Annotated in this window: 11 protein-coding genes; 9 read left to right on the top strand and 2 right to left on the bottom strand. The window is 62.9% G+C overall.

Annotated features, from left to right (window positions below; all coding sequences use genetic code 11):
- On the bottom strand, positions 1 to 2,445 hold a 2,445-nt coding region (locus tag RT028_RS10015), incomplete at its 3' end, for a filamentous hemagglutinin N-terminal domain-containing protein (RefSeq protein WP_312934580.1).
- 36 nt (positions 2,446 to 2,481) lie between these two features.
- Complete coding sequence (locus RT028_RS10020) at positions 2,482 to 4,161, bottom strand: ShlB/FhaC/HecB family hemolysin secretion/activation protein (protein ID WP_312934582.1); 1,680 nt, start codon at positions 4,159 to 4,161, stop codon at positions 2,482 to 2,484.
- A 561-nt stretch (positions 4,162 to 4,722) separates the two neighbouring features.
- Between RT028_RS10020 and zapE the strand changes: the two genes are divergently transcribed.
- From zapE to RT028_RS10065, 9 genes are all read left to right on the top strand, one after another.
- Positions 4,723 to 5,793: a cell division protein ZapE gene (gene zapE, locus RT028_RS10025; RefSeq protein WP_312934584.1), complete on the top strand. Its 1,071-nt coding sequence runs from the start codon at positions 4,723 to 4,725 to the stop codon at positions 5,791 to 5,793.
- 114 nt (positions 5,794 to 5,907) lie between these two features.
- On the top strand, positions 5,908 to 6,660 hold the full coding sequence (locus RT028_RS10030; RefSeq protein ID WP_312934586.1) for a sulfite exporter TauE/SafE family protein: 753 nt from the start codon (positions 5,908 to 5,910) through the stop codon (positions 6,658 to 6,660).
- Positions 6,661 to 6,694: 34 nt separating this feature from the next.
- Positions 6,695 to 8,221, top strand: a complete 1,527-nt coding sequence (locus RT028_RS10035; protein WP_312934588.1) for a 4-hydroxyphenylacetate 3-hydroxylase family protein — start codon at positions 6,695 to 6,697, stop codon at positions 8,219 to 8,221.
- A gap of 71 nt (positions 8,222 to 8,292) precedes the next feature.
- Entirely contained in the window at positions 8,293 to 9,345 is a 1,053-nt protein-coding gene (locus tag RT028_RS10040) for an aromatic ring-hydroxylating dioxygenase subunit alpha (protein WP_312934590.1), read from the top strand.
- Between the two features lie 17 nt (positions 9,346 to 9,362).
- The gene (locus RT028_RS10045; protein WP_312934592.1) at positions 9,363 to 10,739 is read left to right on the top strand and encodes a diaminobutyrate--2-oxoglutarate transaminase family protein; all 1,377 of its coding nucleotides are present in this window, start codon (positions 9,363 to 9,365) and stop codon (positions 10,737 to 10,739) included.
- On the top strand, positions 10,736 to 12,037 hold the full coding sequence (locus RT028_RS10050; protein WP_312934594.1) for a SidA/IucD/PvdA family monooxygenase: 1,302 nt from the start codon (positions 10,736 to 10,738) through the stop codon (positions 12,035 to 12,037). Before RT028_RS10045 ends, RT028_RS10050 begins: the two co-directional genes overlap by 4 nt.
- 7 nt (positions 12,038 to 12,044) lie before the next feature.
- The gene (locus tag RT028_RS10055) at positions 12,045 to 12,671 is read left to right on the top strand and encodes an FMN-binding negative transcriptional regulator (RefSeq protein ID WP_312934596.1); all 627 of its coding nucleotides are present in this window, start codon (positions 12,045 to 12,047) and stop codon (positions 12,669 to 12,671) included.
- 10 nt (positions 12,672 to 12,681) lie between these two features.
- A complete protein-coding gene (locus RT028_RS10060) occupies positions 12,682 to 13,071 on the top strand; it encodes a tautomerase family protein (RefSeq protein ID WP_312934598.1) in 390 nt (129 codons plus the stop codon).
- Positions 13,072 to 13,611: 540 nt separating this feature from the next.
- On the top strand, positions 13,612 to 14,130 hold the full coding sequence (locus RT028_RS10065; protein ID WP_312934600.1) for an Hcp family type VI secretion system effector: 519 nt from the start codon (positions 13,612 to 13,614) through the stop codon (positions 14,128 to 14,130).
- The last annotated feature ends 87 nt before the right edge of the window (positions 14,131 to 14,217 follow it).

A 14,217-nucleotide genomic window follows, 5' to 3' on the forward strand; every position in this document is an offset into this window, starting at 1 on the left:
CACGATCCCGCCCAGGTTGCTCAGCGCTGCCTTGCCCAGCTCGAGGGCCAGAGGCCCGCCGCTGGCCAACAGCGTGCCGCCGTCGTTGTTCAGCGCGCCCCCGGTGTAGCGCAGCCCGCCGCTGCCGGCGACCCACTGGCCGCCGGCGGCGTTGTTGAGGCTGTTGGCATCCACGCTCAGCTGCTCGCCGCGCAGGCTGCCGCCGCGGTTGTCCACGGCAGCAGTGCCGCGCAGGGTCACGGCGTTTTCACCCGCGTCGATGATGCCGGTGAGGTTGCTGAGCACATCGCTGACGGTCAGCGCCACGTCACCGCCATCGCTGACGATCGCGCCGTTGCCGTTGTTCAGCAGGCGCGTGGTGTCGATGCTCACGCTACGGCCGATGACCGTACCGCCGCTGTTGTCCAGCCAGCCGCCCCGCAGCAGCAGGCTGCCATCGCTCTGCACGCGGCCGCTGTCGTTGAGCAACTGCGCTTGGCTGGCCGTGCTGGCGAAGTTCAGCGCCAGGCCCTGGGCACCTGCCGCGAGCAAGCCTTGCTCGCGGTTGTCGAGCGAGGCGGCGGTGAGGTCGATGCGCTCGCCGATGACCTTGCCTTGGCGGTTGTCGAGGCTCGTGGTGCTGAGGTCGAGACGGTCGCCGACGATCTTGCCCTGGCGATTGTCGAGGCTCGACGCGGTCACGCTGAGGTTGCTGCCGAGCAGGCTGGCGTTGCGGTTGTCGAGGCTGGACGTGGCCAGGCCGAGGTCGCCCTTGACGGCTGAAACCCGACCGCCCTGGTTGTTGACCTCACCGGCCTGAAGGCTCAGGTTCTGTTGCGCCTGAACGGTGCCTTGGCCATTGTCCAGGCGCTGCCTGACCTTGATCTGCGCATCGCCGTCATGGGCCGAGAGCAGGCCGGCTTGGTTGTCGAGGGTATCGCTGGTCAGCGTCAGGGCTTTTGCGTCGATCTGCCCAGTGCGGTTGTCGAGCGTGCCTGTGGTGATGGCGAGCGTGCCGTTGGCGACTTGAACCAGGCCTTGCCGGTTGTCCAGGTGGTCAAGGTCCAGCGTGACGTCCTGGCCGTTGCCGAACAGAATCACCCCACCGAGGTTGACGATGGCAGGCGCCGTGACGAACAGCGACGCTTCACCGACCACGCGCGCGCTATTGCCCTGGTTGTTCAGGGTGGCGCTGCTGAGCCGGGTATCGCGGGCTTGCAGCACACCCGTGTTGTCGATGGCGTTGCTGGCGTTGACGCTCAGCGTGCGGCTGGCTTCGACGCTGCCGCTGTTGCGGACGGTGGCGCCGTGCAGGGTGACATCACCGCTGGCGTTGCGGCTGTTGTCGGCTTCGATGCCGGCGGCCAGGGTGCCGGCGTTGCTGACCGTTGCGGCCTTCACGTCGAGCGTCTGGCGCGTCGCGAGGCTCTTCTGGTTGGAAAATTCACCGGGAGTGCGCACGGTGGCGCTGTCGGCGTAGGCCTTGCCGGTCATCTGCACGCTGGCCGCGTTGACGTTCAGGGCGCCCTTGGCCGAGGCCTGGGCCATGTTCAGCTGGCCATTGGCATCGATCTGGATGTCGCCCGCGCTGGCCGCCATGTTGCCGGCGGTTTTCACGCCCACACCTTGCTCGGTGCCCACCAGCTTGATGGCGTCGGCGTACATGCCGCCGAGTGCCGAGGAGTCGATGGCCAACTGTGGCGTGTCGGCGGGGTCGCCGTTGCGTGCGCTGGTGGCCAGGGAGTCGGCGTCCACATCGTTGGCACCGGCGACGATGTTCAGCTGCTTGGCGTGGATATCGGCGTTGATCTTCGCCGAACGGGTGATGATGTCGAACTGATCGACCGTACTGGCGTCCAGCCCCTGCCCGTCGATGGTCACACTGCCGCCGTCGACCGCGTAATGATCGAGCTTGCCTGTGGCATCGAGCACCGGTTTGCCGGTGCTGAGGGTCACGCGCGGGGTGTTGATGAAGCCGCAGCCGTTGCAGGTCACGCCATGCGGGTTGGCAACGATGACCCGTGCTGCCTGCCCGGCCACTTCCGTGTAGCCCTTGAGCTGGGTGGCGTTGGCGCCGTTCACTTCGTTGAGGATGGTGCTTGCCGCGCGCCCGCCCAACTGCTTGTTGCCCAGGATGTTGCCGCCCAGTTGCGTGGCCTGGATGGCCTGGGTGGAGTTGTTGAGGATCACCCCGTTGCTGTCGACGTTGTAGCGCTGGTACTGGTTGTGCGACAGGCCTGCGGCATTGGGCGCGGCGATGTTCACCACCGGCACGCCGTTGCCGGCCTGGCCGAGCGTGGTGTTGGTGCTGCCGTTCACGGCGATGCCATCGGCCATCGCCCAGATCGGTTGCCAGAACATCACGTTGGCCAGCAGCACGGCCAGCAGGCGCTTGGGCAGGCCCACGAAATTCGGGCGATCAGCAGCTGGCTGATGCGTACGCGGGGTCAAATGGCGAACGTCCATGTAGGCAACCTCAAAACAGCAGTTTTCAAAAAACGATTAAAGGAACAGGTCCATGCGGAAATAGATCGGCGCTTCGCGATCGAGCACGTCAGGACGCTCCAGAGAGTGGGCAAAGGTGACGGACGCGCCGACATGCTCGCCGCGCGCGAACAGCTCCAGCGAGTTGCTGCTGATGCGGCCGTGCTCGTTGCCGTTGTAGCGGGTGTTGCGGATCACGCCCTGGTCATAGCCGATGGCCACGCCGTATTCGCCCAGCACAGGGCGCAGGGCGTCGAAGGTGACTGGCCGGGTCAGGCGCAGTTCGTTGCGCCAGTAGCCGCCGCTGTCACCGGCCAGGAACTGGTCCTTGAAACCGCGCACCGACGATGAGCCGCCCAGGCTCAGGCGCTGCGGGCTGTACAGCGGGTCTTCGCTGCGCTGGCCGGTGGCCAGGCTGGTAAACGCCAGGCGTTCGCCCCACAGCTGGAACGGGTGCAGATAGCTGACCGTGCCGGTGTACTTGCGGTAGCGCGCGTCGGCCTCACCCGGGCCCGGGTCGTGATTGCCCTGGGCGTCGAGCAGGCCGATGCCTTGCTGCATGCCCAGGTCGAGGTTGACGAAGGCCGAGCCGATGCGCCGCCCGTGGTTGATGCCCACCTGTGCCTCGGTGATGCGGTTGCTGCTCAGCTCAAGCTTGTTCTCGTCGAGGAAATTGTTGGTGCGAATGTGCGCCAGGCCGAGGTTGAACGAGGTCTTGCTCAGGGCATCGCGGTGAATCACCCGCTCGGCGCTGAACTGGTGGGTCTGGCTGTCGCCGTCCTGCTTGAAGGTGCCTTGCACATCATCGATGCGCGAGCGGTAGTGGCTTTCGCTGTAGAAGTAGCTGAAATTCCACCAGCCCCACGGCACGTTGTATGACAGCAAGCCGTTGCGCGAACCGCGCTGATGGTCGCTGACCGCATCATGGCCACCGCGCACACTGAACTGGTCGGCCAGGCCCAGCGGGTTGTCCCAGTCGAGGCCGGCGTTCCACTGCTGCTCGCCGGTGCTGCGCTGGCCGTCATTGTTGCGCGACAGGTTGACCCGCCACGGTTTGTCCGGCGCGTTCCTGACCAGCACATCGCTGCCCCCCACCGCCTGGCCGGGGGTCAGTTCCATGCGCACTTGATTGGAGGGCAAGCGGTTGAGCTGATCGACCATCTGTTCGATCTCGCGCAGGCTGAGGCGCTCGCCCTGCTGCCCTGGGAAGGTCATCGCCAGCTCGCGTTCGGACAGGCCGCTGTCTGCGTCGGTGCGCAGCTTTTCCAGCGTGCCTTCGACCACCAGCACCTGCAGCTGGCCTGTGGACAAGTCCTGCTGCGGTAAATAGGCGCGGGTGGTGACCCAGCCCTTGTCGAGGTAGTGGTCGGTGATGGCCTTGAGCAGCTCATTGAGCTGCGAGACGCCCAGGCATTTGCCTTGGTAAGGCTCGGTCAAGGCCTGACGCTCGCGGTCGGACAGGCCGTTGGCGCCTTTGAGCTCGATGGTCTTGATGTCGAAGCAGCGGGTGTCAGCCGGGGTTGCAGGCGTTTGCGGGGTGGCCTGTTTGCCGGGCAAATCCTGCAGTTCCTGCAAACGCCGACGCTGCTCGTCAAGCAGGCGATCCTGACGCTCACGAATCATGTCCTGCTCGCCAGGGGTGGCAGCGTAAGCGGGCGAAAAGGCAGTGAGGGCAAGCGTGGCTGCGCACACTCCCATCCACATCCTTGTAGAAGCAGGCATAGAGATTCCGTTCCAGATTCGGGAGATGAGCGCTGAAGGGCTCAAGGTGATGGCAGATGCAAGCAAACTGACATGACCTGTAATATTCGTGAGACAGAGCGGAATAGGTAGCGAAAGTTCCCGTTCCTGGGGATTTAAAGGGCGTATCGAAGTAAGAAATAGATGGATGGTGAAGCCGGTCACACCCTCGAGCAGACTCCAGACTGGCCCTAGCTCCAGCGGCCGCCACCCTCGGCAGTGAGTTCAGTGCAAGCCATCCCGCATCTCGGCCACCAAGATCATCGCGTCTTCCCGAGGCAGTTTTCGATGCAGTGAACCCTGTACGCGCAGGGCTTTCCCTTACGCTGGGGGAGCCAGCGCCCATGCCTCGGAAGCGTTGCGCCCCCGCATGGACTGAACTGCAGCCGGTAAGTGATGTGAACACCGTTTGCCCCTGGCGTTGCTCAGCCGATAACGATCAGGTAACGCCCAGGAAGATGTCTCTACGCTGCGATAGCCCCTAGAATGTCTTCCCTTGGCCTGCAAGGAACGAAGACCATGACCTCGACCTCTCCCGGCGCGCGCGTGATCGCCGCGCTGCACGCAAACGCTGCCCAGCGCAGCTACACGCTCGATGCTTTCCAGCTCGCCGCCATCGACCGCCTCGGGCGCATGGCCGAGGAGCTGCTGACCCCCAATCACCGCAGCCAGCCCCGCAGCCTCTATCTCTGGGGCCCGGTGGGGCGTGGCAAGAGTTTCGTGCTGGACGGCTTCTTCGACGCCATCGCTCTCACCCAGAAACGCCGCGTGCATTTCCACGCGTTCTTCCGCGAACTGCACCAGCGCCTGTTCGAGCATGCCGACAGCGGCCACGCCATGGACACGGCACTGGAACAGATGCTGGGCGATTGCCGGCTGCTCTGCTTCGACGAATTCCACCTGCATGACATCGGCGACGCGATGCTCATCAGTCGCCTGTTCAAGGCCATCTTCGCCCGCGGCGTGGTGCTGCTGACCACCTCCAACTACGCACCCGACCAACTGCTGCCCAACCCGCTCTACCACGAGCGTTTCCTGCCGACCATCGAGCTGATCGAGCAGCGCATGGACATTCTTTCGGTGGCCGGTGAGGTGGACTATCGGGGCCTGGAAGGCGCCGAGCCTGATCCGTTTCACCAGGGCGCCTTCGTGTGCCCGGGCAGTGCGGCGCAGCGCGCGGCGCTGGGGTTGGCGCCGCGGCCTGCTGGCGGCCAGGACCTGAAGGTGGGCTATCGCCTGTTGCGGGTACTGGCCGTGCAAGGACGAACCTTGCAGTGTTCGTTCAAGCACCTCTGTGAGGGGCCGACTGCAACCATGGACTATCTCGCGCTGGTGGCCGACCACGACCGTTGGATCGTCGAAGACCTGCCGCAGTTATCCACAGCCTCGGCAGCGGCGCAGCAGCGCTTCATCAATCTGGTGGATGTGCTTTATGACCGACGCTGCGAGCTGTTTCTGATCAGCGCGCTGCCGCTGAACGAGGCTGTGGATAACTCCGAAGTGGCGGACATTTCTCGAACGCGCAGTCGGTTGTCGCAACTTCGGCAATTGACCGCGCTTGCGAGCGATAGCCTGTCTTCGCCAGCGTGAGAAGTAGACTTAAGTTTAATGGTGAGGGGGTAAATTCTTTCTAACCTCTTCACCGTATTGTCCAAGCCAAGGAAGGCTCGGGGCCTGTAATTCAATCAAATGGAACTTGACTCAATGGCTGAGGTATTTTCGTTTGGCTGGTCCGGCTATGCGGTCGTGTTCATCACGCTGCTGTGCGCCTACATCATCTTTGGCATTGCCGGCTTCGGCACTGCGCTGGTCGCCAGCCCGATCCTTGCGCTCTACATCCCCATCGCCAAGATCGTGCCGCTACTGGCGCTGATGGACATGTGCGCGGCCTTCATCAACGTCAGCCGTGATGGGCGCAAGGCCGACTGGAGCGAGCTGCGCCGGCTAGTGCCGATGATGGTGCTCGGCAGCCTGATCGGCGCGGCCATCCTGCTCAAGACCCGCCCTGATTTCCTGCTCCTGGCCCTGGGTGTGTTCGTGGTCGGCTATTCCCTCTATTCACTGAGCGGGCTCAAACCGCAACGGCGCTTCAGCCCCGCCAGCGCTGTGCCGTTTGGTGCCATCGGTGGGGTTTTCAGTGCGCTGTTCGGCAGCGGCGGCTTCATCTATGCCATCTACCTGAGTGGGCGAATCGACAGCAAGGAAGCGATGCGCATCACCCAGACCACCCTGATCGGCCTCAGCACCCTGACCCGCGTGGTGCTGTTCGCACTGGCCGGGGTCTACCTCGACACCTCATTGCTGTGGCTGGCCCTGTTGCTGGCGCCTGGCATGGTGCTCGGCATCGCGCTCGGGCGGCGCATGACGCTGAAAATGTCACGCGAACAATTTCTCAAGCTGATCAACGTGGTGGTGCTGGGTTCGGGCGTCATGTTGATCGCGCGGTATTTTTCCTGATTCATTCATAACCACAAGAAAAGCAGGCGCGCTTATGGAAGAGCTGCATCGTAACGAGATGATGACAGGCCGTGAATACCTGGAAAGTTTGCAAGATGGACGGGAGGTGTATATCTACGGCGAGCGTGTCGAGGATGTGACGCAACACCCGGCACTGCGCAACAGTGCATACTCGGTGTCACGCCTGTACGACGCCCTGCATGACCCGGCCAGCCGCGACGTGATGACCTGTGCCGACCCTGACGGCTACCTTACCCACCGTTACTTCACCCCGGCACGTTCGGCCGAGGACCTGCTCAAGGCCCGCGATGCCATCGCCCACTGGTCGCGGCTGTCCTATGGCTTCATGGGGCGCACCCCTGACTACAAGGCAGGCTTCACCGCCACGCTGCGCTCGGACCCGAACCTCTATGCGCCGTTTCACGACAATGCCCTGAGCTGGTACCAGAAGAGCGCGCGCAAGGTCCTGTTCCTCAACCATGTACTGGTCAATCCGCCCGTGGGCAAGGCGCGCAACATCGCCGACATGCGCGACATCTACCTGCATGTGGAGCGTGAAACCGATCAAGGCATCATCGTGCGCGGGGTGAAGATGGTTGCCACCAGCGCCGCCTTGTCCAACGCCACGTTCGTGGCGCAGAACAGCGCCACACAGTATCGCACCGGCGCCGAAGAAGACTTCGCCCTGTGCTTCATCCTGCCGATGAATGCCCAGAACCTGAAGATCATGTGCCGCCGCTCGTATGAAGCGTCCGCCTTGAGCCCGTTCGACCATCCGTTGTCGAGTCGCTTCGACGAGAACGATTCGGTACTGATCTTCGACGGCGTGCTGGTGCCGTGGGAAAACGTGCTGATCTACCGCGACATCGAGCGCGCGCGCAGCTTCTACGCCGCCTCCGGCTTTCTCAACCGCTACCCGTTGCAGTCCGGTACGCGCCTGGCCGTGAAAATGGACTTCATCTGCGGCTTGCTGGCCAAGGTCCTGGAGTCCAACGGCTCGGCGGAGTTTCGCGGTATCCGCGCGCGGCTGGCCGACATCGTCGCGCTGCGCAACCTGATGTGGTCACTGACCGAGAACCTCTGCCTGAACCCGGAATCACGTAGCGACGGTTCTGTGGTGCCGCGCCTGGAGGCGGCGGCCACGGTGCGCTATTTCGGCACGCAGATGATGAGCCAGCTCAAGCCGGTGTTCAACACCATCCTTGGCGGTTCACCGATCATGCAGGTATCGAGCTGGCTGGACATGCAAAACCCGGCTGTGCAGCCGTTGATCGACTGTTACTACCAGGGCACTGACCAGAGTGCCGGCGAGCGCATGAAGCTGATCAAGCTGCTCTGGGACGCCATGGGCAGCGAGTTCGCCGGGCGCCACGAGCTCTACGAGCACAACTACGCCGGCAATAACGAACAGGTGCGCCTGGACATGCTGCGCCACTGCGAGAGCGCCGGGGTACTGCGCCAGTGCACTGGCCTGGTCGAGCAATGCATGGCCGACTACGACCTGCAAGGGTGGACCCAGCCGGGTTGGCGATTCGACCCGAATCAGCCGGAAATCCGCTAACTCAACCGTGTGTCGACGGGCAGCCAACTGGCCTGCCCCGGCAGCCCTTTGCCTGAAAATGGGAGCATCCGATGTTGTATGACGGTAATTGGAATCGCGAAGAACTCGATTACTGCGCCTTGGTGAACCAGTGGCACGTGGTCGCGCGCAGCGAAGAGGTGGATGGCGATACACCGCTGGCCGTGCGCCTGCTGGGTGAAGACCTAGTGTTGTGGCGCAACGCCGAGGGCACGGTGCAGGCATGGAAAGACTACTGCGGCCATCGCGGTGCGCGGTTATCGCTCGGGAAAGTCAAGGGCGGCGAGATCGAGTGCCCTTACCACGGCTGGCGCTACGACGCGCACGGCGACTGCACCCGCGTTCCGGCCCATCCGGACCGCGCGTGTCCATCGTCCAAGCGCTTGGTGTTCCGCCACTACGCGCAGGAGCGCTATGGCCTGATCTGGGCCAGCCTGGAGGCGCCACAACGGCCGCTGCCGGAATTCCCTCAATGGCAGGACGCCAGCTACCGCAAGGTTCACGCCGGTCCCTATCGCTATAAAGCCAACGCGCTGCGCTCGCTGGAAAACTTCATCGACGCGTCGCACTTTCCGTTCGTCCACGCCCACCTCAACGGTCTGCCCGATGCCCCGGAGCCGCTGAAGAAATACACCGTCAGCGAAGACGAACGCGGTCTGCACTCGTCGGAGATCTGCGTGTTCCAGCCCTTCGGCGACCACCGTGGCATCCCGGTCAATGCGCGCTACACGTATTCCGTGCTCAACCCCACCACGGCCTATTTCAAGAAAAAAACCGGGGAAACCGAGCGCTTCTGCACCTTCTTCAACGCCACTCCAGTGGATGAAGCCGAGTGTGTAATCTGGCTGATCGTGGCGATCAATTTCGGCGCCGACCTGAGCCTGGAACAGATTCTGTCCCGGCAGAACACGGTCTTCGAGCAGGACCGTCACATCGTTGAATCGCAGCGCCCAGCGCGTCTGCCGCTCGACCCGAAAGCCGAAATGCATGTCGTCAGCGACCGCATGGGCCTGGAATACCGGCGCTGGTTGCACGGCCTGGGTGAAGCGCGCAACCAGCGCCAGGGCCTGCCAGGTCTGGACATGATTCCCTCGTTATCCGTGTAGCCAAGGAAGGTGAACCGATGAACAGCGAAATGCTTGAAACCCTCGATCAACGTGAATCCAGCGCACGCACCTACTCGCGCAGCATCCAGCGCGTGCTGAACTGGGGCTCCCTGGCCCAGGTGCAAGACGACGAAGGCCGCCGCTATATAGACTGCCTGGCCTGCGCCGGCGCCCTGCCCTTGGGCCATAACCACCCCTATGTGCAACAACGGGTGATCGAATTCCTCCAGTCTGGCCAACTGCAGCAAGCGCTGGACCTGGCCACTCCGGCCAAGCTGCGCTTCATGGACAGGCTGTTTGCGGCGCTGCCGGAAGGGTTGTCGCACCAAGCCAAGGTGCAGTTCTGCGGGCCGACTGGCGCCGACGCCGTCGAGGCCGCGCTGAAGCTGTTCAAGACCGCCACCGGCCGTCGTTCGGTGCTGGTGTTCCAGGGCGCCTACCACGGCATGACCCACGCCACCCTTGGCATGATGGGCAACCTGACGCCCAAGCAGGCCATCAGCGGCATGCCGGCGGAGGTCCAGTTCCTGCCCTTCCCCTACACCTATCGCAGCCCGTTTGGTGCCCAGGTCGATGCACAGGAGACCGAACGGCTCAGCCTGGCTTATCTGGAAAACCTGTTGAGCGACCCGGAAAGCGGCGTGAACAAACCGGCGATGCTGCTGGTGGAGCCGATCCAGGGCGAAGGTGGCTGTATTCCGGCCAGCGCCGAATGGCTGCGACAGGTTCGCGAAATCACCGCCCGCCACGATGTGCCGCTGGTGGTGGATGAAATACAGAGCGGCATTGGCCGCAGCGGCGACATGTTCGCCTTCGAGCACGCCGGCATCGTGCCGGATGCGGTGTTGTTGTCCAAAGCCATCGGCGGCGGGTATCCCCTGTCGGTCATGGTGTACCGCGATGAGTACGACCGCTGGCAGCCGGGCGCTCACGCCGGCACCTTCCGCGGCAACCAGATCGCCCTGGTCAGCGGCGCGGCAACCTTGGATTTCCTGCGCGAAGAGAATCTTCTGGCGCACGTACGGCGCACCGGCGAGCGACTGCGCCAAGGTTTGCTGGCGCTGCAGCAACAATTTCCCTGTATTGGCGATGTGCGCGGCCGTGGCCTGATGATCGGCGTGGAGCTCATAAACCCCGAAGGCGCCGTCGATGCCTTGGGCCATCCTCCTGCGGCGGGGGAACTGGCGCGTGCAGTGAAGCGCGCGTGCCTGGACGAAGGGTTGATCATCGAGAGCGGAGGACGTCATGGCGCCGTGCTGCGCTTCCTGCCGCCGTTGACCATCAGCGAGCACGAGATCGACGCCATCCTGGAACGCCTGGCACGCGCGTTGGCCGCGCAGCAGTCAGCGCCTCGAACGGCGGCGCAGCGATCGGTTGGGGAGATGCCAGCATGAGCACACCCACCCCTCTGCTGGACGTTCTGGGTATCGGCTTCGGTCCGGCCAACCTGGCCCTGGCCATTGCCCTGGAAGAATTGGCACCTGACCTGTCGGTGCGCTTTCTCGAACGCCGCGACGGTCCTCACTGGCAACCCGGCATGCTGTTACCCGGCTCGGACATCCAGAACCATCCGCTGCGCGACCTGGTCACCCCGCGCAACCCACGCAGCCGGTACTCGTTTACCAATTTCCTGTTCGAGAACCAGCGCCTCTACGAGCACCTGAACCTGCCGCTGCATTACCCGCTGCGCCTGGAATATGCCCAGTACGTGAAATGGGTCGCGCAGTTCTTCGCTCACCAGGTGGACTACCAGCGCGAGGCGGTAAGCCTGGAGGCGGTGGCCGAACGCGGCGGCTATTACCGCGTGACGACCGCCGATGGCAGCGTCTACCATGCCCGCAGCCTGGCCTTCGCCCCTGGCCGCACGCCGCACATGCCGGCGCCGTTCGCCGGCCTGCAGGATGCGCGTATTCGCCACCTCAATCACTACCTGCCAAGCCTTGCCGCTACCCTGGAACATCACCCCGAGGCACGTGTGGCGGTGATTGGCGGCAGTCAGAGCGCGGTGGAAATCCTCCTGCACGCCAGTGAGCAGACAGGGGTCGCCCACCTGGTGGGCTATACCCGCAACTTCGGCTATCGGCAGAAAGACACCAGCCCGTTCTCCGACGAGGTGTATTTCCCCGGCTTCGTCGACGCCTTCCATGCCGCCAGCCCCGAGAACAAGGCGCGCTTGCGCCGCGAGCTGGTGCACACCAATTATTCGGCCTCGGACATCGATGTGCTCAACCAGCTGTACGTTCGGCGCTATGAGGACCAGTTGCACCAACGCCAGCGCATCAACCTGCATACCTGCCAGGAGATCCTCGCCTGTCGCCCCGGGCCCGATGGGGTGGAGCTGGAAAGCCAGCACTTTCTCAGCAGCGAGGTCAGCCGCCAGCGCTTCGACCTGGTGGTACTTGCCACCGGTTTCCTTGACCTGGGCAGTGGCGATCGACAGGAGCCTTGGCCACCGCTGCTAGCCCCTCTGGCGCAAGGCCACGATCCGCTGACCATTGCCCGCGACTACCGCGTCGCACTGCCCGAACACCCCCCGCTGTATTTCAATGGGCTGTGTGAATCGAGCCATGGCATGGGCGATGCGGGATCGTTCAGCCTGCTGGCACTGCGCTCGCAAAGCATCGTTGAATCGCTGCAGCAACAACTGGCGCCACACCGTGCCGCATTGGCACGCGTCTTTTCAGTTTCGTGAGGCCTCAATGAGCCAGTGCCCCTTCCATTACACCGACTACCGCTGCATTGATCCGGGCGCGATCAACCGTTTCATCGACGCGTTTCCCCTCGCGCTGATCACCTCAACGGCCGATGGTCGCTTCTGCAGCAGTCATATCCCGCTGCTGCGTAACCCGGATGGCAGCTTGTTCGGGCATGTCGACCGACGTAACCCACAGTTTGAAGCACGCACCGCCCTGGAGGCCCAGCTCGTGTTCATGGGCCCCTCCAGTTACGTGCCGCCCGAGGGCTATCGACACCGCCAGCTACCCACCTGGAACTACCTTGCCGTGCACATGCACGCACGCATTCAAGTGATTGATCAGGCGCCTGAAACCCTGGCCATCCTTGAGCGAACCGCAGCATGCCTGGCCCACCACGGCTCCACCTACCGGGTCGATCCACACGACCCCCGCGTGGTGGCCAACCTCCCCCACATCCTCGGCCTGGCCATCGAGCCCTTGCAGGTCGAGGGGCGGTTCAAGCTCTCGCAAGACAAACGCGAGGAAGACCGCGACGCTGCCCTGGACTGGTTCATCGACGCCCAAGGCCGCGACCTGCGCGCATTGCTGGAACACCTGAAAAGCTTCGCCAAGGCCCACCCCACCGCTTGAGGAGACGCTCATGCCCATCGTTCGGATCGAAGACGGCGTACAACGCCATGCCGTGCAAAAGCACGCTGTGATAGAAACGGTGTACGCCTGCCTGCGGGAGGTCTTCGGGGTCAGCGACGAGGAACTGCAAGCGCGCTATCACTGCTTTGCGCCGCACGACTGGCGCTCCCCAGGCGACCGCGAGCATTACCTGCACGTGCAGATCACCGTATTCGCAGGCCGCACCCTGGCGACCAAGCGGCGGCTGTACCAACAGGTCAGCGAACGCTTGGCCGCTTTGCTGAAGATACCTGCAGACGCGGTGCTGGTGCTGTTGGACGAGCACCCTGCGCAGAACTGGGGTATGCGCGGCGGGGTCGCGGCGTGCGATATCGATTTTGGTTATGAGGTGGAGGTGTAGCGGGGCTGGTGGGCCAGTGGCGTGGCGATGCACCTAGCAACGGCGAAAGAGACCGGCTGTTCAAATTAGTTGGACACAGGTTCCATGCGGATCCCCTGAACGTTTTAAAGACTTATTCTGGCTGGAAGCGTATTTACCGACAGCTGTGATGGCTGAAAATCTTCTCCATCACAGTTGGGTAGGTCGGCGGCGATCACCGCGATCTAAACTGCCTGAGCATTAATTCGTCACCCCTGCCCCAGTTTTTCCACTGCGCAACTAGTTGCACAATAATTTATAAAAAGCCTGTGGGCAAATCTCCACAGCCCGCATACGCCCTGACCTCCAGCCCAGTGCGCAAGAACTTGCACAGCACTGCGCAAGTTCTTGCGCACTTTTAACCTGTTTTCGCGATAAATAGCCGGTAACTATTCCTACAAACTTCGCATGTCTCTGATTTATATAAATAATAACTAAGCTGGCACGATGTTTGATAACCAAGTTTACCCGTCAGCGATTTCTTCGCCCGGGCATCCTTACTTATCAACAGGGAGCACCTCCATGGCTACACCAGCGTACATGTCGATCACCGGCACCAAACAAGGCCTGATCACCGCCGGTGCCTTTACCGCCGACTCGGTCGGCAACACCTACCAGGAAGGTCACGAAGATCAGGTCATGATTCAGGGCTTCAGCCATCAGGTGATCATCCCGCGTGATCCACAATCCGGCCAGCCAACCGGCCAGCGCATTCACAAGCCGGTGAGGATCACCAAGGTCTTCGACAAGGCCTCGCCGCTGCTGCAGGCGGCGCTGACATCGGGCGAGAAGCTGACCGATGTCACCATCCAGTGGTATCGAACCTCGGCGATGGGCACCCAGGAGCACTACTACACCACCACGCTCGAAGACGCGATCGTCGTCGACATCAGGGCTGTCATGCACAACTGCCAAGACCCTTCACTCACGCACTTCACCCACCTGGAAGAGGTGGAATTCAGCTACCGCAAAATCACCTGGACCCACGAAGTGTCAGGCACCTCGGGCTCGGATGACTGGCGCTCTCCCGTCACCGGCTAAGGCTGGCTGACTGACTAACTGTGTCGACACATCGGCCAGCGGCGCTGGTCGATGCTGTTCCTCTCGCTGCATGACGCAAGGAGCCCA

It is taken from the genome of Pseudomonas sp. (genome assembly GCF_032058845.1).
Classification (GTDB): Bacteria; Pseudomonadota; Gammaproteobacteria; order Pseudomonadales; family Pseudomonadaceae; genus Aquipseudomonas.